Here is a 22,891-nt window from a genome sequence, read left to right as displayed (position 1 = left end):
CCGCGCGCTCCCGGCTTCCCTCAGACAACCCCGATGTGCCCTCGATATTGCGGCAGATTGTCCGTAATCTCGTGCCAGGGCGCTTTCGAGCCGACGAAAATATGGGCGCTCGGCCGGATCGAGGGGGCGTCGACCAGGGTTCCCATGGCGACATGGACCCATTGTCCTTCACGCACCCGGGAATAGAGCAGTGAGCCGCAGCGGGCACAATGCGCATCATGGGTGGTATCGTCGCCGAAAATCATCCGCTGGTCCTCTCCCTGGACGATGCGGAGCTTGTCTTGCGCGATGCCGGCGAACGGCTTGAAGGCGGCTCCGGTGGTGCGACGGCAGTTCGAGCAGTGGCAGTTCATCGCGTAGGAGAACGCATCCGCCACTTCAAAGCGCACAGCGCGGCAATAGCATTCGCCGGCGAGGATACGAGCGTTCGAATTGTATGATCCGGTCATGACGATTGCCTTCGCGCAAAACGGCCCACAGACCCATAGCGCATTTTGACATGTACGACTAAGTTCGCCCCGCATCATCATGCAAAGGAATGACTCATGAACCAGGACCGGTCGAGCGTCGAAGCCGTCGTGCAATCCTATTTTGACGGGCTCTATGAGGGCGACGCCGAAAAGCTCGGCGCCATCTTCCATCCCTCCGCCGATCTGCGCTGGGTCGAGAAGGGCGAGCTCCAGGTTCTGACCGTACCCGACTGGCTCGATCGCGTTCGCAAGCGCGCCTCGGCCAAGGCCGAGGGCAAGCCGCGCGAGGACTTCATCGTCACCATCGACCGGTCCGACGACAAGACCGCCTTCATCAAGGTGCGCTGCCAGCTGCCGCCGCGCTATTTCACCGACTATCTGGTGGCGATGAAGCTCGCCGACGGCTGGCAGATCGTGTCGAAATCGTACAGGTACGACCTGCGGGAGTGAGTCCTCCCGATCTTCCGCTGCCCGAAATCTGTCGCACTCGTTCTCCATTCGTCATTGCGAGCGAAGCGGAGCAATCCAGAATCTCGCCGCGGAGGCGACTGGACTGCTTCGCTCCGCTCGCAATGGCGGTGCGGATAAAGCGTCCGCTACATCCCTACACCGTCTGACCCACGCCAAAGGTCTCCCATGCTTGTCGATCGCCGCTCCCTGCTCGCCTCCCTGTGCTGGATCGCCGCTTCTCCCGCGCTTGCCGCGGAGGCGCCGGCCGAACTCGAAGCCTATGAGCGCGACAGCGGCGGGCGCATCGGGCTCTATGCGGAGAATCTCGCGACTGGCAGGAAACTCACCTGGCGTGCCGACGAGCGGTTCGTCATGTGCTCGACATTCAAGGCTTCGCTTGCCGCCTGCGTGCTGGCGCGGGTCGATCGCGGTGAGGAGCAACTCGAGGCCATGATCCCCTACGGTCAGGCCGACCTCTTGGAGTATGCGCCGGTTGCCAGGCAAAATCTCGCGGCCGGCAAGATGTCGGTCGGCGAGATGTGCAAGGCGATCGTCGAGCTCAGCGATAACACCTGCGCCAATCTGCTGCTGGCGCGGATCGGCGGGCCCGCCGCGCTGACTGCATTCTGGCGATCGCTCGGAGATACCACCTCGCGGCTCGACCACAACGAGCCAGAGCTCAACCGCTCACGACCCGGCGATCCCCGGGACACCACGACACCCGCGGCGATGGCGGGTAATCTGCGGCGGCTGGTGCTGGGCGAAGCCTTGTCGGCGCAATCGCGCCTCCAACTGACCGACTGGATGGTGAATTGCAAGACCGGTGCGAACCGGCTGCGTGGTGGCCTGCCGGCAAGCTGGAAGATCGGCGACAAGACAGGCAATAACGGCAAGGATGCGTCGGGCGATATCGCTGTCGTCTGGCCGAAGCCGGATGCACCGATCCTGATCGCGGCCTATACCCAGGGCGGCACGCCGAATGCGGCGCAGATCGCGACTTTGTTTTGCGCAGATTGGACGGATGGTCGCCGGCCAGCTGGCGTGAGCAGCGCCGCATTGACCTTGTGCGCGCTTCCGGGTCAAGACAGGCCATCATGGAAGCGAAATTTCAGACCTTTCTCATCCTGCTTGCCGTGCTGGCGGGCGTGGCGCTGGCCGCGCGCCGCTTCAACGTCGCCCCGGCCATTCTGCTGATGCTGGCCGGCGTCGGCCTGGCCTTCGTGCCGGGCATGCCGCCGGTCGAGCTGCCGCCGGAACTGGTTCTCTTGATGGTCCTGCCGCCGCTGATCTACTCGGCGAGCGTCGCCATGAGCTGGCGCGAGTTCAGGAACAATTTACGCCCGATCGTGCTGCTCGCGGTCGGCGCGGTGATCTTCACCGCGGCGATGGTGGCGGCCGCCACGCACTACATGATCGGCCTGCCCTGGACCGTCGCCTTCCTGCTGGGAGCCATCGTTGCGCCGCCCGACGTGGTGGCGCCGCTCGCGATCGCGCGCCGGCTCAACATGCCGCGCCGGCTCCTGGTCATCCTCGAGGGTGAAGGGCTGGCCAATGACGCCACTGCGCTGATCCTCTACCGCTTTGCGCTCGCCGCGATCATGGTCGGACATTTCTCGCTGCCGCTCGCGGCCGGCGAGTTCCTCCTGATCGTCGCCAGCGAGATCGCCTTCGGTATCGGCGTCGGCTGGCTCTCCTTGCGCTTCCGCAAATGGTCGGGGGATCCGCAGGTCGAGCTGACGTTGTCGCTGATCACACCCTACGTCTCCTACTGGCTGCCCGAACATGTCGGCGGCTCCGGCGTGATCGCGACCGTCGCCTGCGGCCTCTATGTGAGCTGGAACGGGCCGCTGCTGATCTCGTCGGCAACACGCCTGCAAGGCATCTTCTTCTGGGATCTCGTGATCTACCTGATCGAGGGCATGCTGTTCCTGCTCACCGGCTTCCAGATGCGCGCGCTCTACGAGAAGTCGAAGTCTTTCCCGCTCGACGACATTCTCATCGCGACAGCCGTCGTCCTGGTCATCGTCGTGATCGCGCGCTTCGCCTGGCTCTATCCAGCGACCTACCTGCCGCGGATGCTCAGCAAGTCGCTGCGCAAGCGCGACCCGTCGCCGCCATGGCAATGGCCGTTCGTGCTCGCCTTCACCGGCGTGCGTGGCGCCGTGTCGCTGGCAGCCGCGCTGGCGCTGCCGTTCACGCTGCCTGATGGCGAGGCCTTTCCGTATCGCGACCTGATCCTGTTCGTCGCCTTCGGCGTCATCTTCGTGACGCTGATCGGCGTCGGCCTGACGCTGCCGCCGGTCGTGCGCTGGCTCGGCGTCGCCGAGGCCGGCCGCCACGAGCATGCCGCCGAGCACGAGGCCGAGATCGCCGCCCGCCGCCAGGCGCTCGACGCCGCGCTGAAATCGCTGGACGTACTGACCGCGCAGAAGGACGTATCCGAAGAAGTGATGCGGCTGATGCGCGCACGGCACGATATCCGCGTCAACCAGCTCCCGGACTCGCTCGATCCCAACCACCACGACGTCTCCGCCGCCGGTACCGCGCTGACCCGCGAGTTGATCGCCGCCGAAAGAAAATTCATCCACAACCTCCTGCGCGAGGGCCAGATCACCGACGAAACGCGGCGGCGAATCGAACGTGATTTGGATCTGGAGGAGGCAAGTCTGGCAAACCGGGAGTATCGGAGAATGCCGCTGTAGCTTCTCGTCATTGCGAGCGCAGCGAAGCAAGCAGGAGTCCTTCCGCGGAGAATCTACATTGCTTCGCTGCGCTCGCAATGACCAACCGAAGCCGAACTCGCTACCGCCTCTCGCAAAACTCCCTCATTGCAGCTGCCACGGCGCCCGCGACCGCTTCGTGCCGCTCCGCCGAATTCAGCTCCATTTCTTCGTCGCGATTGATGATCGAGCCGGCCTCGAGCAGCACCGCGGCGCTCCTCGTCCGCGACAGCACGACGAGCCCGTCATAGCGATAGACGCCGACGTCCTTGTCGAGCAGCTGGCGCCGGTAGCGGCCCATCACCGGCAGGGAATACTGGCTGGCGTAGCGCAGGCCCTGCTCCTTCAACTGCCCGCCGATCATCCGGGCCAGCATCAGGCTGGTGGCGAAGTGCGGATTCTGCCGCGACACGAACAGCGAGTGCCCCGAAAAACGATCGCTGAAATAGCTCTTAGCGCCGTCGAACTCCCAGGTCTCGAGCAGCTTGTCCGGCACCGAATCGTGATGCACCGACAGGAACAGATCGGCCCGGCCTTGATTCGCGGCACTGATGCGCTTGAACAGGCTCGGCCGTGCCTTGCCGTCCGTGACAAGCAGGCGGGTGTCGGCGAAGCCTTCGGACCTGAGCTTCGCCGTGATCAGCCTCGCGAGGCGGAAGTTGAAGCCGAACTCTGGATCGTTGCGCGCGCTCAACGCGCCGTAGGAGTCGGGGGTGTGCCCGACGTCCACGACGATCTTAAATTTCGGCATCTCGCATTTGGCCGGTGGCGACGGCCTGGGTCTTGTAATCTTTCGCGCGGCAGCAGCCTCGCCGGCATCGACAAGGGCGAGCGACGACAGCAGGATCGACGCGACCAGCCCGGCGATGATGCTGCGCGATTGCCCCAAGCTCTACTCCGCTGCCGCGACCCGCGGGACGACGACGAAGCCCGCGATTTGTTTTCGGGAAGATTGGCGCGGGAATTGGAGTGCGTCAACGCAAGATAACGCTCGTGTCCCGGGCACGAGAGAGGTCAGATCGGCCGCTCCCCCTTCACCGTCACGCGCGTGCCCGAGCGCGTGTGCGGCCAGTAGTCCCACATTGCACGGTGCTGGGTGCAGCGGTTGTCCCAGAAGGCGATGGCGTTCTCGGTCCAGCGGAAGCGGCACTGGAACAGCGGGTTCTCGGCGTGCTGGTAGAGATAGGCCAGCATCGCATCGCTCTCGTCGCGCGGGAGGCCGTTGATGTGGCGGGTGAAGCCGCGGTTGACGTAGAGCGCCTTCCTGCCCGTGACCGGATGCGTGCGCACCACGGGATGCTCGGCATGCGGATACGAGGGACGGTCGGCGACGCCGTAATTGGCGTAGAGTCCGCGATAGATCGGTTCGCCATCGTGCAGCGCGGTGAGCCCGTCGAGATAGGCCTTCATGCGGTCCGACAGCGCCTCATAGGCCGCGTACATGTTGGCGAACAGCGTGTCGCCGCCGCGCGGCGGGCACTGCTTGATGTAGAGGATCGAGCCCATCGGCGGCTCGAGATCGCAGGACACGTCGGAATGCCAGCCCTCGCCGTTCGCGCGCGGCGAGTTCTTGTCGGCGTAGATCTTCATCAGCGCCGGATCTTCGTCCTCGTGCGGCGCGGCCGGATGGAAGTGTAGTTCGCCGAACTTGCGGCCGAAGGCGAGGTGCTGCTGCGGCGTGATGTGCTGGTCGCGGAAGAAGATCACGAGGTTTTCGGCAAGCGCGCGATGGATCTCGTCCATCTGCCGGTTGGAGCGGGCATCGCCCTCGACGAGCTCACCGATGTCGACGCCCGAGATTTCCGCGCCGATGATGGGGGTGAGCTTTTCGACCTGAAGCGTCTCGTAGGGCGCGCCGTCTTCAGCCGTGTGGCGATAGCGCGGACCCTGCTTGCCGGCGAGTGAGCTCATGGCGTGTCTCCCGATCGTTGTTGATTGGGGACATCGTAGCGCGCGACGGCGGATACGCAAACTGCGCTGCAAACACACTCGTCGTCCCGGACAAGCGCAACGCAGATCCAGAACTCATAACCACAAGAAGAGATTTGGTAACTCCGAATCTCCGCCAACCCACTCCTTGTGGTTATGGGTCCCTGCTTTCGCAGGGACGACAGCGGAGCATGGAGCGCTGGCGGAGTGAAATCACTCCGCCGCGGGCGCCGGCACCTTGGCGCCCTGGCCGTAGCGCTGGTCGATGTAGTCGATCACCAGCGCCTTGAAGTCGGCAGAGATGGTCGGGCCGCGCAGCGTGCGGAACTTCTTGCCGTCGACGAAGACCGGCGCAGCCGGCGCTTCGCCGGTGCCGGGCAAGGAGATGCCGATATTGGCATGCTTGGACTCGCCGGGGCCGTTGACGATGCAGCCCATCACCGCGACGTTGAGCTCCTCGACACCAGGGTACTTCGTCTTCCAGGTCGGCATCTCGTCGCGGATGAAATCCTGGATCGAGCGCGCCAGTTCCTGGAACGTGGTCGAAGTGGTACGGCCGCAGCCGGGGCAGGCCGCAACCAGCGGCACGAAGGTGCGGAAGCCCATGGTCTGCAAGAGCTCCTGGCCGACCTGCACCTCGCGGGTACGGTCGCCGCCGGGCTCCGGCGTCAGCGAGATGCGGATGGTGTCGCCGATGCCCTGCTGCAGCAGGATGCCGAGCGCGGCCGAGGACGCCACGATGCCCTTCGAGCCCATGCCGGCCTCGGTCAGGCCGAGATGGATGGCGTAGTCGGAGCGCGACGCGAGATCCTGGTAGACCGCGATGAGATCCTGCACCGCCGAGACCTTTGCGGAGAGGATGATGCGGTCCTTGGGCATGCCGAGCTCTTCGGCGCGCGCGGCCGAGAGCAGTGCGGACTGCACCATGGCCTCGCGGGTCACCGCACGCACGTCGCGCGGATTGGCCGACGCGGCATTCTCGTCCATCAGCTTGGTCAAAAGCTCCTGGTCGAGCGAGCCCCAATTGGCACCGATGCGGACCGGCTTGCTGTTCTTGTTCGCGATCTCGATGATGTCGGCGAACTGGGTGTCGCGCTTGTCCTTGAAGCCGACATTGCCGGGATTGATGCGGTATTTCGCCAGCGCCTCGGCGCAGGCCGGATAGGCCGCAAGCAGCTTGTGGCCGATATAGTGGAAGTCGCCGATCAGGGGCGTCGTGATGCCGCGCTTGGCGAGGCCGTCACGGATGTGCGGAACGGCGGCAGCGGCCTCCTCGCGGTCCACGGTGATGCGGACCATTTCGGAGCCGGCGCGCGCAAGCGCTGCGACCTGGGCGATGGTACCGTCGATGTCGGCGGTGTCGGTGTTGGTCATCGACTGCACGACGATCGGCGCACCGCCACCCACGGCGACGTTGCCGACCTTGACCTGGATGGTCCGGTGCCGGGGCGCCGGGCCCGCGATGTCTGAATCGAGAGGGTTTTCGAGCTTGTTCATGGGGTCCAAATATCAGGTTTTGGTGACGTTCAGCAATGCATCACGCGGCGCCGCAGCCACTTGGCTCGGACGGTTAACCAGAAAAAGCCCAGCAATTACAAGGACCGCGGCGGCTCCGAATGCCAGGCTCAGGGTGTCGTGCATGATGAAATAGCTACCCACCACGCCAAACAAAGGGGTGATGAAGGTAAAAGCCGACAATTTGCTGGCCGAATAGGCCTTCACCAGCGCGAACCAAAGGGTGAACGTGGTTCCCACCACCCAGATCGCCTGGAATGCCATCAAGCCGAGCGATAGCGGTGCCGGCATGTGCGTGATCGATTCGCCAAACAGCCAGGCCGCCAGCCCCAGGATCGGGATCGAGGTGGCGACCTGATAGCCCAGCGCCTTCTCGGGCGCGGCGAAGCGCAGCCGCGTGCCCTTGGCGACCAGCGTCGTCGCAGCCCACAACGCGGCGCCACCGACGATCATGAGATCGCCGAGCAGAACATGCGAATCGACATTGGGCTGCGGCACGCCGATCGCGAGGGCGACGCCGGCAAAGCTGATGGCCAATCCCAGCCATTGCGAGCCGCCAAGACGCTCGCCAAGCACCTGGTAGGAGCCGAGCGCGACGAAGAACGGCGCCGTGTAGAGGAACACCACCGCACGCGAAGCAGACGTGAGACGCAGCCCCTGGAAGATCAGCACGAATTCGATGCCGAACATCAGCCCGGCGATCAGGCCGGGCTTCCAGGTGCCGTCGCGTTCGAAGAAATTGACGCCACGCAGGGTGCCGATGATGAACAGCACCGGCAGCGCGCCCATCGAGCGGATGGCGGCCTGGAGCATCGGCGGAATGTCCGGCAGCACCAGCTTCACCGCGATCTGGTTGAACCCCCAGGTCAGGCACAGCATGAGCATCAGGGCAATGGCACCGGCACTGAGCGGGCGTGCGGCGGAGGGCACGATTTGAGCTGAGGACATTTCTTCCCGAATACCGGCTTTGCGCCGTTGTTGGTCTATGCAGTCTTCTGACAATGGGCGCAGACGCCCGTGATCTCCACCACGGACAATTTGGGGGCAAAGCCCGAACTGCGCGCGGCGGCGTTGAGGTCCCCGGCAAAGGACGCTGACGGGATCTCACCGACGAGGCCACAGCGCTCGCAGATCAGGAACGCCACCGCGGAGGTCACGTCGTGGTCGTGGGCGGCGCAGGCGAGATAGGCATTGCGGCTCTCGATGCGGTGCACGAGGCCGTTGGCCATCAGGAAATCGAGGGCACGATAGACCGTGATCGGTGCCGGCCGCGCCATCGACTTGGCGAGCTCGTCGATCACCTCATAGGCGCCGAGCGGGCGATGGCTGGAGAGCAGCGCCCCCAACACCTGACGGCGAATTGGCGTGAATTTCTGCGCACGCTGCTCGCAGACCGCCTCGGCATGCGCGAGCGCATCCGCGGTGCAGCGGCGGTGATCGTGATCGGGCGCGGGAAATACCGGGTTTGCGAGGGTCATGCGACCGATCTTTTAGCATTTCGGCTCGGGAACCCAAAGCACGACACTGCGAACGGCTGCCAGCCATGCCGGCGTTGCGGGACAGCCACCCGATAATCCGCCAGGAAATAATCATAAGCTTGCTTATTATATCTCCTGCTTATTGGAGACAAAGCTCATGACCCGCGGGTCCGTCGACCAGAACTTCCTGTTTACGCTCTCCGAACTCTACCGCCTGCTGCGCGTCTATGCCGACAAGGAGGCGTCTCGGTTCGGCATAACACGCGCGCAATGGGCGGTGCTGGCCAAGGTGGAGCGCAGCGAGGGCATGAAGCAGTCGGAGCTTGCCGAACTCCTGGAGGTGCAGCCGATCACGCTAACCCGCCTGATCGACAAGCTCTGCGACAATGACTGGCTCGAACGGCGCAGCGACGCCTCGGACCGCCGCGTCAAGCGCCTCTACCTGAAGAAGGCCGGCCGGCAGCTGCTCGGCCGGATGAGCGGGCTCAGGTCCGAAATCACCGCCAACGCGCTCGACGGCATCAATCCGGCGGATGCCCACCGTCTCCTCACCCAGCTCGAAACCATCAAGGAAAACGTGCGGACCGCGAGCCAGGCCAGCGGTGCGGAACAAGCGCGCAAGGAGCAGCGCTATGGCTGATCAGGTCCTCAAGTTCCAGCCCGAGCAGAAGAGCGATAGCGGCAAGCCGGCGAAGAAAGCCGGCGCCGATCCGCGCCGGCGCCTGATGGCGGGCCTGCGCCGCTATCGCCGTTTCCTGCTCCTGGTCGTGCTGCCTGTCGTCGCCGCCATCGGGGGCCTCACCTTCTATCTCAATGGCGGCCGCTATGTCGGCACCGACGACGCCTATGTCGGCGCGCAGAAGGTGCTTGTGACGCCCGACATCTCCGGCAAGATCCTGAAGGTGGTCGTGAAGGAAGGCCAGTCGGTCAAGCGGGGAGACGAGCTGTTCGAGATCGACCCTGTTCCGTTCCGCCTGGCGGTGGTGGAGGCCAAGGCGCAGCTCGCGCAGGCGCGCACGACCTACGACAACTTGGTCGCCAACATCAAGATCTACGGCGACATGCTCAATCTGGCCCAACAGGGCATTGATTTGAAGCAGCGCGACGTCGAGCGCAAGCAGGCGCTGGTGAAGAACAATTTCGGCTCGCAGCTCGATCTCGACAATGCGTCGAATGCGCTGGTCACCGCCGGGGCGCAGGCGCAATACATCAAGCAGCAGCTCTCGAACGCAAAGACCCAATTGCTCGGCAACCCTGACCTGCCGCTCGAGCAATTTCCGCCCTACGCTCAGGCGAAAGCCAAGCTGGACGACGCCCAGCGCAACCTCGATCACACCGTACTGCGCGCGCCGATGGACGGTGTGGCGACGCAGGTCGAGCAGATCCAGCTCGGCCGCTATGTCGCCGCCGGCACGCCGGTATTCTCCATCATCGACGTCGCCCATCCCTGGGTCGACGCCAATCCGAAGGAGAGCGACCTCACCTACGTCACCGAAGGACAGCCGGTGACGCTCGTCGTCGATGCGTTTCCGAATCACGTGTTCAAGGGCAAGATCGGCTCGCTCTCGCCCGGTACCGGCGCGCAATTCGCGATCCTGCCGCCGCAGAACGCCACCGGCAATTTCGTCAAGGTAGTGCAGCGCGTGCCAATCCGCATCTATTTCGACGAGACCGACAAGTATGTGCGGAAGCTGAAAGCCGGCATGAGCGTCTATGCCACCATCGACACCGGCCACAAGCGCTCGCTGGCCGGCTTGTTCGGCCTGTCGGCGACCGCAGGCCAGGACAACGACAAAGACTAAGAGAGACTGCGACAAGGACTGATCCGATGTCCGACGCCAATGCCAGCCTGATGGTGCCCCGGCCTGCGCCGGAACATGGTGACGATCTGCGCCATGACCGCGACCATCATGCAGGCGCTGGACACCACCATCGCCAACGTCGCCCTGCCCTACATGCAGGGCACGCTGTCGGCATCGCAGGACCAGATCAACTGGGTGCTGACCTCCTACATCGTCGCCGCGGCGATCATGACCGCGCCGGTAGGCTGGATCGCCAACCGCTTCGGCCGCAAGCGTATCTTCATCATCTGCTCGGCCGGCTTCACCATGGCCTCGGTGCTGTGCGGCCTCGCGCAGGACATCAACCAGATGGTGCTGTTCCGCCTGCTGCAAGGCGTGTTCGGCGCGGCCCTGGTGCCGCTGTCACAGTCCGTCATGCTCGACTATTACACGCTCCAGGAGCGCGCCAAGGCGATGTCGATCTGGGGCATGGGCGTGATGATGGGCCCGATCATGGGACCGTCTCTGGGTGCCTGGCTCACCGAGACCTATTCCTGGCATTGGGTGTTCTTCGTCAATCTGCCGTTCGGCGCCATCACCGTGCTCGGGCTGATCGTCTTCATGGACGAGACCAGGAAGGATCTCAGCCTCAAATTCGACTGGTTCGGTTTCGCCGCGCTGGCGATCGCGATCGGCGCGCTTCAGCTCGCGCTCGACCGCGGCGAGCAATTGGGCTGGCTGGAATCCAACGAGATCCTGGCGGAATTCATCGTCTCGGCCGTCGCCTTCTATTTCTTCCTCGCGCATTCGTTCACGACCTCGACCCCGTTCATCCGCTTCGCGCTGTTTCGGGATCGCAACTTCGTCACCGGCTGCGTGTTCATGATCGTGATGGGGCTCGTGCTGTTCTCGACCATGGCGCTGGCCTCGCCCTACATGCAGAACGTGATCGGCTATCCCATCATCACCGCCGGCTTGCTGCTGGCGAGCCGCGGCATAGGCACCTTCTTCGCCATGATGCTGGTCGGCCGCATGATGCGCTATTTCGAGGCGCGCACGCTGATCATCTCCGGCCTGACGCTGACCGCGGGCTCGCTGTTCCAGATGACCGGCTGGACCGACCTGACCCAGGTGCCGGAGATCGTCACCGTGAGCGTCATCCAGGGCTTCGGCTTCGGCCTCGTCTTCGTACCGCTCTCAACCGTGGCGTTCCTGACGCTGTCGAACGAGCTGCGCACCGACGGCACCGCGATGCTGACCCTCGTGCGCAACGTCGCGAGCTCGGTCGGCATTTCCGTCGTCATCGCCGAGCTGACGCAGGGCACGCGGCGGACCTATGCGATCCTCTCCGAGCACGTCAATCCGTTCAACCACGCGCTGCAGATGCCCAGCGTCAGCGGCATGATCAATCTGTCCACCGACGTCGGCCGCGCCATGGCCGACAGAATGGTCAGCGTGCAGGCGCAGATCATTGCCTTCGCGCACGACTACCAGCTGGTGATGGTCTTCATCCTCTGCACCATCCCGCTCGCTTTCCTGATCGGCTCGACCAAGGCCACGCTGCGCAAGCAGGCCGCGGGGGCCGGAGCACGCGGTGATGGAGTAGGGTCGACTTCGCGCGATCTCGTGTCCCGGGCGCGGTGCAGCGCGCAGCGATGCGCCGCAGAACCGGGACACATGCTGCTGTCAGACCTGTGCCCCGGCTCAGCAGCGCATCACGACGTGCTGCGCTGCGTCCGGGGCACGAGAGATCACCCCAACAGCTCCTCGCAGCCTAAATCGTCCACTGCCGCAAACACCCGCTCCAGATTGTTCCACCAGATCACCGGCGGGATGTCGATGCTCCACTGCCAGACCGGCCTCGTGATCTGCCAGAGCACCGCCCAGCGGTAGTCGCGATCGAGCGCGCCGCGCGTATAACCGGTGATGCCGCTTTCGATCAACGTATCGTGGTAGACATTGAGCAGCGGGCGTTCGAGTGCCTGCCGGCGTTCCGGATACCAATGCATGGCCATCATATAGGCGAGGTCGTGAGTCGGAACGTTGATACTCCAAAGATCGAAATCGAAGATGCGCACGGTATCGGCAACGCCCGCGCGCGGAAGCAGGAAATTCCAGATATGAGCGTCGCCATGGGTGATGCTGAGATGACGGCGCGAATGGTAGCGCTGGGACAGCCGGTCGGACTGATCGATCAAACGGCGATAGAGAGTGCGGCGTTCTTCGCTGAGGCGATCACCGAGCAGATCGGCGAAACGATCGTAGTGGCCGGCAAAGGTCTCCATACGCTGCGCGCTGTCCTCGGCACTCGCCAACGTGCCGACGGTGTCGCCAAGATCGGGATGGTCCCACCACGCCGCATGCCAACGTGCGAGCGTCGTGACGATCGCGACCGCCTGACCGCGCGACGGCGGCAGCGGCCATTGGGTCGCGGTCGCATGGCTGTCGGTGAGATCTTCGAGCAGAAGATGCCAGGCAAGGCTCTGCTCGTCGAAATGTCCGTCGAAGCATCGTGGCACGAGTCCCGGCGGCATTCTCGATGCGAGCTGCATGTAGTAGTCCAGCTCGCGCCTGCCGCCATTGGCGAGGCGCTCGGCGAAGGCTGAATTGGGCATCTTGAGGATCAGCGACTGCGGGGCGCCGGCGGATTCGCCGACATAACGCAGGCCGAGACGGATGATATGCGACACGACGGTGTCGCGCTGATGCAGCACCTTCACTTCGCGCACCGCGCCGGCGTCCAGCACGCCGCCCCGGCGCAGCGCGGCCGTCAGTCGGGCGGGCTCAACGACCGCCGGCAATTGTGGAGGTGTCATGAACCACGATGCCCCTGTCCCGCGCCATACTGCACGATCACACTCCCGGGCACCAGCGGCCGAGCTGATGCCAGGCTCAAGCCGCCGCCGTCGAGTCGCGCACGGTTCGCACCACGACCGACCGCAGCTGTTCGAGATTGGCCGCCATCCCGGCGATCGCCTGCCTGACGTCCGCGGCGCGCTGGTCGACGGAGGCGGCGTCGCGGCTGACATCGCCGATCTTGGCCGAGACCTCCTTCGCTGCGGAGGCGGATTCGGAAATCGACCGCGCGATCTCCCGCGTCGCGGCATCCTGCTCTTCCATCGCGGCGGCGACCGAGGTCGCCACGCCGTCGATCTCGACGATGTGGCCCCCCATGGCCTCGACGGAATCGACCGCGGCCTGCGTCGAGGTCTGGATCTCCGCGATCAGCCGCCCGATCTCCTCGGTGGATTTGGCGGTCTGGTCGGACAGGGATTTCACTTCGGCGGCAACCACGGCGAAGCCGCGGCCGGCTTCGCCGGCGCGCGCCGCCTCGATCGTCGCATTGAGCGCGAGGAGGTTGGTCTGGCCCGCGATGCCGCCGATGAGGTCGGAGACCTCGGCGATCTTCTTCACCGATCCGGCCAGCGCCTGGATGGTCGAGCGCGCCTGCTCGCGGCCAGCGACGGCAGACTTGGTGACAGTGCTCGTGCGTGCGACCTGGCTTGCGATCTCGCGGATCGAGGCGCTCAATTCTTCGGCCGCGGCCGAGACGGCCTGCGAGCTGCCGAGGGCCTGCGTGGAGGCCGCCGCGACCGCCTGCGACTGCGCAGAGAGCGACTTCGCGATCTCCGACAGGCCGGAGGCCGCCCGCTCGACGCCTTGCGTTGCCGCGGTCGCGGTATCGACCGAGCGGCCGGTCTCGCGCTCGACAGTTTCGGCCATCTGGTGCAGGGCGGAGCGCTTGGCGAGCGCCGCCTCCTGCTCCTGCCGCAACTGTTCCCCGCGCAGGCGAGCATTCTCGACCGCCGCCTGCTTGAACACCAGAAGCGCGCCCGCCATCGAGCCGACCTCGTCCTGGCGGCGCGCGAACGGAATGTCGGCGGCGAGATCGCCGGTCGCGAGCTTCTGCATTGCGTCCGTCATGCGCACGATCGGACGGACCACCCCGAGGGCAACACCGAGCAGTCCCGCAGCGATGAAGGCGAGGACGGCGGCGGAGACGCCGAGGAGGATATAGAGGATGGAGCTGTCGCGGTCCGCGGCCAGCTTCTCCATGGCCGCATTCTGCTTGTTGGCGTTCTCGACGATGCTGTCGATGACGGCGCGATGCGCGGTATAGGAATCCTTGAGCTGCGCATAGGCGCGTTCGGAAGCAGCTGCGTCCTTGGCCTTGAGGGCCGGCAGGAGCTGGTCGGACGCCTTCCAGAATTTCTGCACCTCCGCATCGGACTTCGACACCAGCGCGGTCTTGAGGTCGGCCGAGAGGCTGGAGGAGACCCAGAACGCCTTGCGCTCGTCGTAGTCCTTGCGGAGCTGGACCAGGCGCTCGCCATGGGCGGCCAGCTGGTCCGGCTCGCGCATGGCGAGGGTGGCCTCGAGATAAGCCTCGATGACGTATTCCGGCGGCGGCAGGATGTCGGCGATGAGGTCGTTACCGAGCTTGATGTCGGAATAGAGCGGGCCGCCGACCTTGAGCTCGCGCAGCGCATAGAGGCTGGTGGAAACAACCGCAGTAAAGCCGATGGCAAGAACGATCCCGAAAGCGACAATCGCGGAGGACAATGACAGACGAATCTTCATGAAATAATCCAGGGCGCGCGCTGAAACCGCGAGGAGCCTAGATCAATATGGTAAATGCGGGATTGCCCTGCGGGGAAGTCTCGAAAGAAGGGCTCCGAAAAGCTATGGGAATTGAGCGTCGATCGATCGGATTTGGGTCAGCGAGACTGACGCACAGGCGGGCATGGAGACGATCAGGCCGGATGCAAGGCAACACCGACCGCGGTTGCGCTGGATAAGAAACGTGGTGCCGACGACCTGGCGCCGCCGGCACATATTTGCTCAGACCTCGAAGAACACCGTCTCGTCGTCGCCCTGGAGCCGCAGGTCGAGCCGGTAAACCGGCTTGCCGGCCTCGCGCACCGCGGTCAGGGTGGCGCGGCGGTCGGCCGGCACCAGCGCCAGCACCGGATCGGCCGCATTGCCGGCCTCGTCGCTGAAATAGATGCGGGTATAGAGATGCCGCAGCATGCCGCGGCCGAACACCGCAAGCAGGATGTGCGGCGCCTGCGGCTTGCCGTCGGGATCCGGCACCGCGCCCGGCTTGATGGTGTCGAAGGCGTAGTTGCCGTCCTTGTCGGTGCCGCAGCGGGCAAAGCCGCGGAAGCTCGCATTCGGCAGCGCACGCTTGTCCTGCGGGTCGGCAAAGCGTCCCTGCGCATCCGGCTGCCAGATCTCCAGCATGCAATCCGGCACGGCAACGCCGTCGCCATCGAACACGCGACCCTCGATGCGGATGCGATCGCCCGACACGTCGGGGGTCAGCGTCGAGTTGGTGAACGCGTCGTTCCAGGCGTATTCGCCGTTCGGCGTCAGGCCGTATTTGAAGAACGGACCGACCGTCTGCGATGGGGTGATCCCGTTGGATTTCACAGACTCTTGCACTTAATGGTTCTCCATGGGGGTGGCGTTCTTGCCCCGCAGCACGATGTCGAAGCGGTAGCACAGCGCCCATTCGGGCTTTGTGTTCTCGAGATCGAACGACGAGACCATCCGCGCCCGCGCGTTCTCGTCCGGTACCGAGTTGAAGATCGGGTCGAACGGGAACAAGGGATCGTTCGGAAAGTACATCTGCGTCACGAGGCGCGTGACGAAGGAATAGCCGAACACCGAAAGGTGGATATGCGCGGGGCGCCAGGCGTTGTGGTGATTGCCCCAGGGATAGGCGCCGGGCTTGATGGTGACGAAGCGATAATAGCCGGAAGCATCGCTCACGGTGCGGCCCGCGCCGGTGAAATTCGGATCGAGCGGCGCCGGATGCTGATCACGGACGTGGACATAGCGGCCGCAGGAATTGGCCTGCCAGATCTCGATCAATGAGTTCGGCACGCCGCGGCCGTCCTCGTCCCGCACATGGCCATGCACGATGATGCGCTCGCCGAGCGGCTCGCCGCTGTGCTGGCGGGTGAGGTCGTTGTCGCCCTCGCGCACGGTCTCGTGGCCGTAGACCGGGCCGGTCAGCTCCGACAAGGTGTGGCGCATCGGAATCAAGGGCTTGCTCGGCGCGCGCTTGATCGAGCTCTTGTAGTCGGGCGACAGCGGCAGCGGATGCGCCTTGTTGCTGTCCGTGGGATAGATGAATGCCATGGCGAACTCCTCCCCAGCCGTTGTGGTCCGGCCGGTCAACGCTTCGCCAATCATTATATGATATAACTAATTTGGGGAAGCGGGTTTCGGAGCCTCCCAACGCTGTCATTCCGGGGCAGCCCGCAGGGCTGAACCCGGAATCTCGAGATCCCGGGTTCGGTGCAAGTGCACCGCCCCGGGATGACGAGACGCGTCCCGTCAGTTCAGCTTCTCGATCGCAACCGCAACGCCCTGCCCGACACCGACGCACATGGTGGCGAGCGCAAGCTTGCCGCCGCGCTTTTCCATGCCGTGCACGGCGGTGAGGGCGAGGCGGGCGCCGCTCATGCCGAGCGGATGGCCGAGCGCGATCGCGCCGCCATGCGGATTGACGAAATCGGCGTCGTCCTTGACCCCGAGCTGGCGCAGGCAGGCGATGCCCTGCGAGGCGAAGGCTTCGTTCAGCTCGATCAAGTCGAAATCGCTGATCTTCTTGCCGAGCCGCTCCATCAGCTTGCGGGTGGCCGGCACGGGACCAATGCCCATGATGCGCGGCGGCACGCCGGCCGAAGCGAGCCCGAGGATGCGCGCCCGCGGCGTCAGGCCGTGCTTCTTCACCGCGGCTTCCGAGGCCAGGATCATGGCGGCGGCGCCGTCATTGACGCCGGAGGCGTTGCCGGCCGTCACCGTGCCGGGATTGCGCACGATCGGCTTCAGCTTGGCGAGACCTTCCAGCGTGGTCTCGGGACGCGGATGCTCGTCCTTGTCGACCGTGATGGGGCCAGCCTTGCCGCCGGGAATGGTGATCGGCGCGATTTCCTCGGCGAAATAGCCTGCCGCGATCGCCGCACCCGCACGCTGCTGCGAGCGGATGGCGAATGCGTCCTGGTCGGCGCGCGAAACCTGGAATTCCTCGGCGACGTTCTCGCCGGTCTCGGGCATGGCATCGACGCCGTACTGCGCCTTCAGCAGCGGATTGATGAAGCGCCAGCCGATGGTGGTGTCGAAGATTTCGGCCGAACGCGAGAAGGCTTCCTGCGCCTTGCCCATCACGAAGGGTGCGCGCGTCATCGATTCGACGCCGCCTGCGATGGCGAGCTCGACCTCGCCGGCGCGGATGGCGCGGCCCGCGGCGCCGACTGCATCAAGGCCCGAGGCGCAGAGCCGGTTCAGGGTCTGGCCGGGAACCGAATCCGGCAAGCCTGCCAGCAGCAGCGCCATGCGCGCGACGTTGCGGTTATCCTCGCCGGCCTGGTTGGCGCAGCCGAAGAACACTTCGTCCACTTGCGCCCAATCGAGACTGGGGTGTTTTGCCATCAGCGCCTTGATGGGGGCGGCGGCCAGATCGTCGGCGCGCACCTTGGCGAGCGACCCGCCGAAACGGCCGATCGGGGTCCGCACGGCATCGCAGATAAAGACGTCACGCATCGTTGTTCTCCCTGAATGCCGCGGTCCGGCCAAATTCTTCAATGTCGGCGGAGTTTTAGGAGGGCGCCCGCGGCAGGTCAATTGACTGATGCGCGCGTGTTCCAAGGGGGCCGCACGCCGCAAGCGCATGCCACCGTGCGGACAACGTGGAAAACCTCGCCGCTCCGGCCAAACCGATAGGAGCAGGTGCCGAAATTTTGTAGGTTGCGCCACCCATGACGATGCAACAGCCGATACCTGTCCCGCCCCCCGAGAACACGCCCGCGCCGCAGGCCGAAGCCGCCGCGCGCGTCACGCCGATGATGGAACAGTACCTCGAGATCAAGGCCGCGCATCAGGGCCTCCTGCTGTTCTACCGGATGGGCGACTTCTACGAACTGTTCTTCGAGGACGCCGAGATCGCTTCCAGGACGCTCGGCATCGTCCTGACCAAGCGCGGCAAGCATCAGGGCGCGGATATCCCGATGTGCGGCGTGCCGGTCGAGCGCTCCGAGGACTATCTGCATCGTCTGATCTCGGCCGGCCACCGGGTCGCGGTCTGCGAGCAGACCGAGGATCCCGCTGCGGCCAAGGCGCGCCGCAACAAGAGCGTGGTGCGTCGCGGCGTGGTGCGGCTGGTGACGCCGGGCACGCTGACCGAGGACACGCTGCTCGACGCGCGCGCCAACAATTACCTGCTGGCGATCGCGCGGGCGCGGTCCTCCGCCGGCGGCGACCGCTTCGGCCTCGCCTGGATCGACATCTCGACCGCCGAGTTCATGGTGACGGAAGCTTCCGGCGGCGAGCTCGCCGCGACCCTGGCGCGGATCAATCCGAACGAGGCGATCGTCACCGACGCGCTCTACAACGACAGCGAGCTCGGACAGACCTTGCGCGAGCTGCCGGCGGTGACGCCGCTGACCCGCGACGTGTTCGACGGCGCGACCGCCGAGAAGCGGCTGTGCGACTACTTCGCCGTCGCGACCATGGACGGGCTCTCCCAGCTCACGCGCCTCGAGGCCACCGCCGCGGCCGCCGCCGTCACCTATGTCGACCGCACCCAGGTCGGCAAGCATCCGCCGCTGTCGCCGCCCGCGCGCGAGGCTTCCGGCGCGACCATGGCGATCGATCCAGCCACCCGCGCCAATCTCGAGCTGACGCGGACGCTGGCCGGCGAACGCCGCGGCTCGCTGCTCGACGCGATCGATTGCACGGTCACCTCGGCGGGTTCGCGTCTGCTGGCGCAGCGCCTGGCGGCGCCGCTGACCGATGCCCCGGCGATCGCCCGCCGGCTCGACGCGGTCAGCGCCTTCGTTGCCGATTCCGCGGCGCGCGAGGACATTCGCAGCATATTGCGCGGCGCGCCCGACATGTCGCGCGCATTGGCTCGGCTCTCGGTCGGCCGCGGCGGACCGCGCGACCTCGCCGGCATCCGCGACGGCATCATCGCCGCCGATCAGGTGCTGACGCGGCTCTCCGAACTGGATGCGCCGCCGCAGGAGATCACGGCGGTGATGGTGGCGCTGCAAAGGCCGTCGCGCGAGCTCGCATCCGAATTTGCCCGTGCGCTCGACGAGCAGCTGCCCTTGATCAAGCGCGACGGCGGCTTCGTTCGTCCGGGCTATGAGCCCGCCCTCGACGAGGCGCGGAACCTGCGCGACGCCTCACGCCTGGTGGTGGCCTCGATGCAGGCGCGCTACGCCGACGACACCGGCGTCAAGGCCCTGAAGATCCGGCATAACAATGTGCTCGGCTATTTCGTCGAGGTCACGGCCCAGCACGGCGACAAGCTGATGTCGCCGCCGCTGAACGCGACCTTCATCCATCGCCAGACGCTGGCAGGACAAGTCCGCTTCACCACCTCCGAGCTCGGCGAGATCGAAGCCAAGATCGCCAATGCGGGCGACCGCGCGCTCGGACTCGAGCTCGAGATCTTCGAGCGGCTCTGTGCGAAAGCGCTCGAGATCAGCGACGATCTGCGCGCTGCGGCGCAGGGCTTTGCGCTGCTGGACGTCGCGACATCGCTGGCCAAGCTCGCGGTCGACGAGAACTATGTGCGGCCCGAGGTCGATGGCTCGCTCAGCTTTGCGATCGAGGCCGGCCGCCATCCCGTTGTCGAGCAGGCCCTGAAGCGCAACGGCGAGCCGTTCATCGCCAATGCCTGCGACCTGTCGCCCGCGCCAGCGCAGAAGTCCGGCCAGCTCTGGCTGCTGACCGGCCCGAACATGGCCGGTAAATCGACCTTCCTGCGCCAGAACGCGCTGATCGCGCTGATGGCGCAGATCGGCAGCTTCGTGCCGGCCACGCGCGCGCGGATCGGCATCGTCGACCGCCTGTTCTCGCGCGTCGGCGCCGCCGACGACCTCGCCCGCGGCCGCTCCACCTTCATGGTGGAGATGGTCGAGACCGCGGCGATCCTGAACCAGGCCGGCGAGCGCGCGCTGGTGATTCTGGATGAGATCGGCCGCGGCACCGCGACCTTCGATGGCCTTTCGATCGCCTGGGCGGCGATCGAGCATCTGCACGAGAGCAATCGCTGCCGTACGCTGTTCGCCACGCATTATCACGAGCTGACCGCCCTCTCGGCCAAGCTGCCGCGGATGTTCAACGCGACCGTGCGCGTCAAGGAGTGGCAGGGCAACGTCGTGTTCCTGCACGAGGTGCTGCCGGGCTCGGCCGACCGCTCCTACGGCATCCAGGTGGCGAAACTCGCCGGCCTGCCGCCTGCGGTGATCTCACGCGCCAAATCCGTGCTCTCCAAGCTGGAGGCGCAGGACCGCGGGCAGACCGCGCGAGCCTTGGTGGACGACCTGCCGCTGTTCGCCGTGCCCTCGCGCGCCGCCGCGGAAGCCGCGCCGCCGAGCGAGGCCGAGTTGCTGATGGAGGCGGTGAAGGCGCTGCACCCCGACGAGATGTCGCCGCGCGAGGCGCTGGATGCGCTTTATGCGCTGAAGGCCAGGCTGCCGAAGCAGTGATGGTGCCGTAGCCCGGATGAGCGAAGCGACATCCGGGACGATTTTCCCCCGCATATCGCTCCGCTCATGCGGGCTACGATGCTTTCTGCGCCGAGAGAGAAACGCCTGGCTACGCCCTCGCCGCGATCGCCGCGGCTTCCGCGGCCGCGCGCTGCATGCTGGTCGACATCTCGTTCGTCACCGTGCTCTGCTCCTCGATCGCCGCGGCGGTCGAGGTGACGTATTCGCTGACATTGTTGATCGCCTGCTTGATCGAACCGAGCGCGCTGACGACGTCGCCGGAAATGCTGTTGAGGCTGCCGATCTCCTCGCCGATCTTGTCGGTGGCCTGCTTGGCCTGGTTGGCGAGGCTCTTGACCTCGGAGGCGACCACCGCGAAGCCGCGGCCAGCCTCGCCGGCGCGGGCCGACTCGATCGTGGCGTTGAGCGCGAGCAGGTTGATCTGTCCGGTGATGTTGTTGATCATCTCGACGATGCCGCTCATCGCCTGCGCAGCTTCGGTGAGGCGCTGGGCCTGCGCGTCGGCGGAGGAGACCTGGTCAACCGCGCTCATCGCGATTTCGCGGGATTTGGTCATCGCCTCGGAGATCTCCCGCACCGAGGCGTTGAGCTCCTCCGAGCCGGCGGCGACCGATTCCATCATCCCGCGGACGCGCTCATTGCCCATGCGGACCAGCACCTGCCGCGTGGTGTCGGTGGCGTATTTCACCACCTTGAATGGCTTGCCATTGAGATCGAGGATCGGGTTGTACGAGGCCTGGATATAGACTTCCTTGCCGCCCTTGCCGATGCGCTTGTATTCGGCCGCCTGGTATTCGCCGCGATTGAGCGCGGCCCAGAACTCGCGATAGCCGGCTCCATCGCGCTCGCTGGGCTCGACGAACATGCTGTGATGCTTGCCCTTGATCTCGGCCAGCGAATAGCCGAGCGCGCCGAGGAAGTTGGCGTTGGCGGTGATGATCGTGCCGTCCATGTTGAACTCGATCACCGCCTGCGCCTTGTCGATGGCGGCGATCTGACCGGCGAGATCGGCATTCTTCAGCTTGTCCGCCGTGATGTCGGTGGCGAACTTGACGACGCCGAACGGCTTGCCGCTTTCGTCGAGCAGCGGATTGTAGGAAGCGAGGATCCACACCTCGCGGCCGCCCTTGCCGATGCGCTTAAACTCGCCGGCCTGGTAGTCGCCGCGGTTGAGCGCGGCCCAGAATTCTCGATAGGCCGAGCTGTTGCGCTCGGCCTCGGCCACGAACAGGCTGTGATGCTTGCCCTCGATCTCCGCCAGCGAATAGCCGAGCGCCTTGCAGAAGTTCTCGTTGGCCGTGACGACGGTGCCGTCGAGCTTGAATTCGATGACGGCCTGGGCGCGGCCGATGGCGGCGATCTTGGAGGTTTCGGTCATGCCGCGAATCTTCTTCGCGGTGATATCGGTCGCGATCTTCACGACCTTGACGGGCTTGCCGGCGTCGTCGAGCACCGGATTGTACGACGCCTCGATCCAGACCTCGCGGCCGCCCTTGGCGATCCGCTTGAATTCGGCGGCCTGGGGTTCGCCGCGACCGAGCTGCGCCCAGAACGCCTTGTATCCGTCACTATCACGCCGATCGGCCGGCACGAACATGGCGTGCTTCTTCCCCTTGATCTCGTCGAGGGAGTAGCCGAGCGCGTTGAGGAAGTTCTGGTTGGCCGTCAGGATCGTGCCATCCATCGCGAACTCGATCATGGCTTGCGAACGACCAATGGCCGCGAGCATTGCGTCGGCATCACCGCGGGACTTGCGACCAAACATCAGGAAATCTCCATCTCGAAATGGCGCCGATGGGCTATGCCCGTCGGGATCAAGGAACTGGCCGTGCGGCAGCGCTGCCGTATTCAAAAACCGGCGCCCCCCGCAGATCCGATGACTTGCGTGCAGGTCCGTCGAAAATTCGCGCGGACAGCAACGGAGGCGAGTGCGCAGCCTGATTCTGTACGGGAAAAGCTCGAATAAAGTTCTAATTTTGCTGTCGGGAATTCGACGGGGGCGGATGAGCGTGTCTAAGC

The 22,891-nt window shown here is 65.2% G+C and carries 17 protein-coding genes and 2 pseudogenes; 7 read left to right on the top strand and 12 right to left on the bottom strand.

Translation table 11 applies throughout. From position 1 onward, the window contains the following. Window positions 1-20 precede the first annotated feature (20 nt). Complete coding sequence (locus ABIA42_RS34970) at window positions 21-449, bottom strand: GFA family protein (protein WP_271527447.1); 429 nt, start codon at window positions 447-449, stop codon at window positions 21-23. Between the two features lie 96 nt (window positions 450-545). Between ABIA42_RS34970 and ABIA42_RS34965 the strand changes: the two genes are divergently transcribed. From ABIA42_RS34965 to ABIA42_RS34955, 3 genes and pseudogenes are all read left to right on the top strand, one after another. Then, a complete protein-coding gene (locus ABIA42_RS34965; protein WP_194390451.1) occupies window positions 546-920 on the top strand; it encodes a nuclear transport factor 2 family protein in 375 nt (124 codons plus the stop codon). Between the two features lie 186 nt (window positions 921-1,106). Beyond that, window positions 1,107-1,965: pseudogene (bla, locus tag ABIA42_RS34960) on the top strand (class A beta-lactamase). A gap of 49 nt (window positions 1,966-2,014) precedes the next feature. Continuing rightward, complete coding sequence (locus ABIA42_RS34955) at window positions 2,015-3,622, top strand: Na+/H+ antiporter (RefSeq protein ID WP_370116618.1); 1,608 nt, start codon at window positions 2,015-2,017, stop codon at window positions 3,620-3,622. A gap of 100 nt (window positions 3,623-3,722) precedes the next feature. Here the strand turns inward: ABIA42_RS34955 and ABIA42_RS34950 are convergent, their stop codons facing one another. From ABIA42_RS34950 to ABIA42_RS34930, 5 genes are all read right to left on the bottom strand, one after another. Continuing rightward, the gene (locus ABIA42_RS34950) at window positions 3,723-4,529 is read right to left on the bottom strand and encodes an N-acetylmuramoyl-L-alanine amidase (RefSeq protein WP_370116620.1); all 807 of its coding nucleotides are present in this window, start codon (window positions 4,527-4,529) and stop codon (window positions 3,723-3,725) included. A gap of 125 nt (window positions 4,530-4,654) precedes the next feature. Continuing rightward, window positions 4,655-5,551, bottom strand: a complete 897-nt coding sequence (locus tag ABIA42_RS34945; RefSeq protein ID WP_370116623.1) for a TauD/TfdA dioxygenase family protein — start codon at window positions 5,549-5,551, stop codon at window positions 4,655-4,657. A 231-nt stretch (window positions 5,552-5,782) separates the two neighbouring features. Next, window positions 5,783-7,066 carry a flavodoxin-dependent (E)-4-hydroxy-3-methylbut-2-enyl-diphosphate synthase gene (ispG, locus tag ABIA42_RS34940; protein ID WP_370116626.1) on the bottom strand — a complete coding sequence of 428 codons (1,284 nt, stop codon included), beginning with the start codon at window positions 7,064-7,066 and terminating at the stop codon, window positions 5,783-5,785. A gap of 12 nt (window positions 7,067-7,078) precedes the next feature. Beyond that, window positions 7,079-8,032, bottom strand: a complete 954-nt coding sequence (locus ABIA42_RS34935) for a DMT family transporter (protein WP_370123761.1) — start codon at window positions 8,030-8,032, stop codon at window positions 7,079-7,081. Between the two features lie 35 nt (window positions 8,033-8,067). Beyond that, entirely contained in the window at window positions 8,068-8,562 is a 495-nt protein-coding gene (locus tag ABIA42_RS34930; protein ID WP_271528025.1) for a Fur family transcriptional regulator, read from the bottom strand. 157 nt (window positions 8,563-8,719) lie between these two features. On the opposite strand from ABIA42_RS34930, the gene ABIA42_RS34925 reads away from it, so the two are divergent. From ABIA42_RS34925 to ABIA42_RS34915, 3 genes and pseudogenes are all read left to right on the top strand, one after another. Beyond that, entirely contained in the window at window positions 8,720-9,202 is a 483-nt protein-coding gene (locus ABIA42_RS34925; protein ID WP_271528024.1) for a MarR family winged helix-turn-helix transcriptional regulator, read from the top strand. Beyond that, a complete protein-coding gene (locus tag ABIA42_RS34920; RefSeq protein WP_370116630.1) occupies window positions 9,195-10,364 on the top strand; it encodes an HlyD family secretion protein in 1,170 nt (389 codons plus the stop codon). The genes ABIA42_RS34925 and ABIA42_RS34920 overlap by 8 nt, the downstream gene beginning before the upstream one ends. A 26-nt stretch (window positions 10,365-10,390) precedes the next feature. After that, window positions 10,391-11,949, top strand: a pseudogene (locus ABIA42_RS34915) (MDR family MFS transporter). 145 nt (window positions 11,950-12,094) lie between these two features. On the opposite strand, the gene ABIA42_RS34910 reads toward ABIA42_RS34915, so the two are convergent. The 5 genes from ABIA42_RS34910 to pcaF form a co-directional block, all read right to left on the bottom strand. Further along, on the bottom strand, window positions 12,095-13,159 hold the full coding sequence (locus ABIA42_RS34910) for a phosphotransferase (RefSeq protein WP_271528020.1): 1,065 nt from the start codon (window positions 13,157-13,159) through the stop codon (window positions 12,095-12,097). Window positions 13,160-13,235: 76 nt separating this feature from the next. Beyond that, complete coding sequence (locus ABIA42_RS34905; RefSeq protein WP_271528019.1) at window positions 13,236-14,924, bottom strand: methyl-accepting chemotaxis protein; 1,689 nt, start codon at window positions 14,922-14,924, stop codon at window positions 13,236-13,238. A gap of 261 nt (window positions 14,925-15,185) precedes the next feature. Beyond that, window positions 15,186-15,788 carry a protocatechuate 3,4-dioxygenase subunit alpha gene (pcaG, locus tag ABIA42_RS34900; protein WP_370143720.1) on the bottom strand — a complete coding sequence of 201 codons (603 nt, stop codon included), beginning with the start codon at window positions 15,786-15,788 and terminating at the stop codon, window positions 15,186-15,188. Then, entirely contained in the window at window positions 15,789-16,490 is a 702-nt protein-coding gene (gene pcaH / locus ABIA42_RS34895; RefSeq protein WP_271528017.1) for a protocatechuate 3,4-dioxygenase subunit beta, read from the bottom strand. A gap of 198 nt (window positions 16,491-16,688) precedes the next feature. After that, entirely contained in the window at window positions 16,689-17,897 is a 1,209-nt protein-coding gene (pcaF, locus tag ABIA42_RS34890; RefSeq protein ID WP_370143719.1) for a 3-oxoadipyl-CoA thiolase, read from the bottom strand. A 215-nt stretch (window positions 17,898-18,112) separates the two neighbouring features. On the opposite strand from pcaF, the gene mutS reads away from it, so the two are divergent. Continuing rightward, window positions 18,113-20,851 carry a DNA mismatch repair protein MutS gene (gene mutS, locus ABIA42_RS34885; protein WP_370116638.1) on the top strand — a complete coding sequence of 913 codons (2,739 nt, stop codon included), beginning with the start codon at window positions 18,113-18,115 and terminating at the stop codon, window positions 20,849-20,851. Between the two features lie 109 nt (window positions 20,852-20,960). Here the strand turns inward: mutS and ABIA42_RS34880 are convergent, their stop codons facing one another. Beyond that, on the bottom strand, window positions 20,961-22,637 hold the full coding sequence (locus tag ABIA42_RS34880) for a PAS domain-containing protein (RefSeq protein WP_370116641.1): 1,677 nt from the start codon (window positions 22,635-22,637) through the stop codon (window positions 20,961-20,963). Window positions 22,638-22,891: the final 254 nt, after the last annotated feature.

This window comes from Bradyrhizobium sp. USDA 327 (assembly GCF_041262065.1).
GTDB lineage: Bacteria > Pseudomonadota > Alphaproteobacteria > Rhizobiales > Xanthobacteraceae > Bradyrhizobium > Bradyrhizobium liaoningense.
Note: the sequence above shows the minus strand (reverse complement) of the source record. Positions and strands in the feature narration are given on the sequence as shown.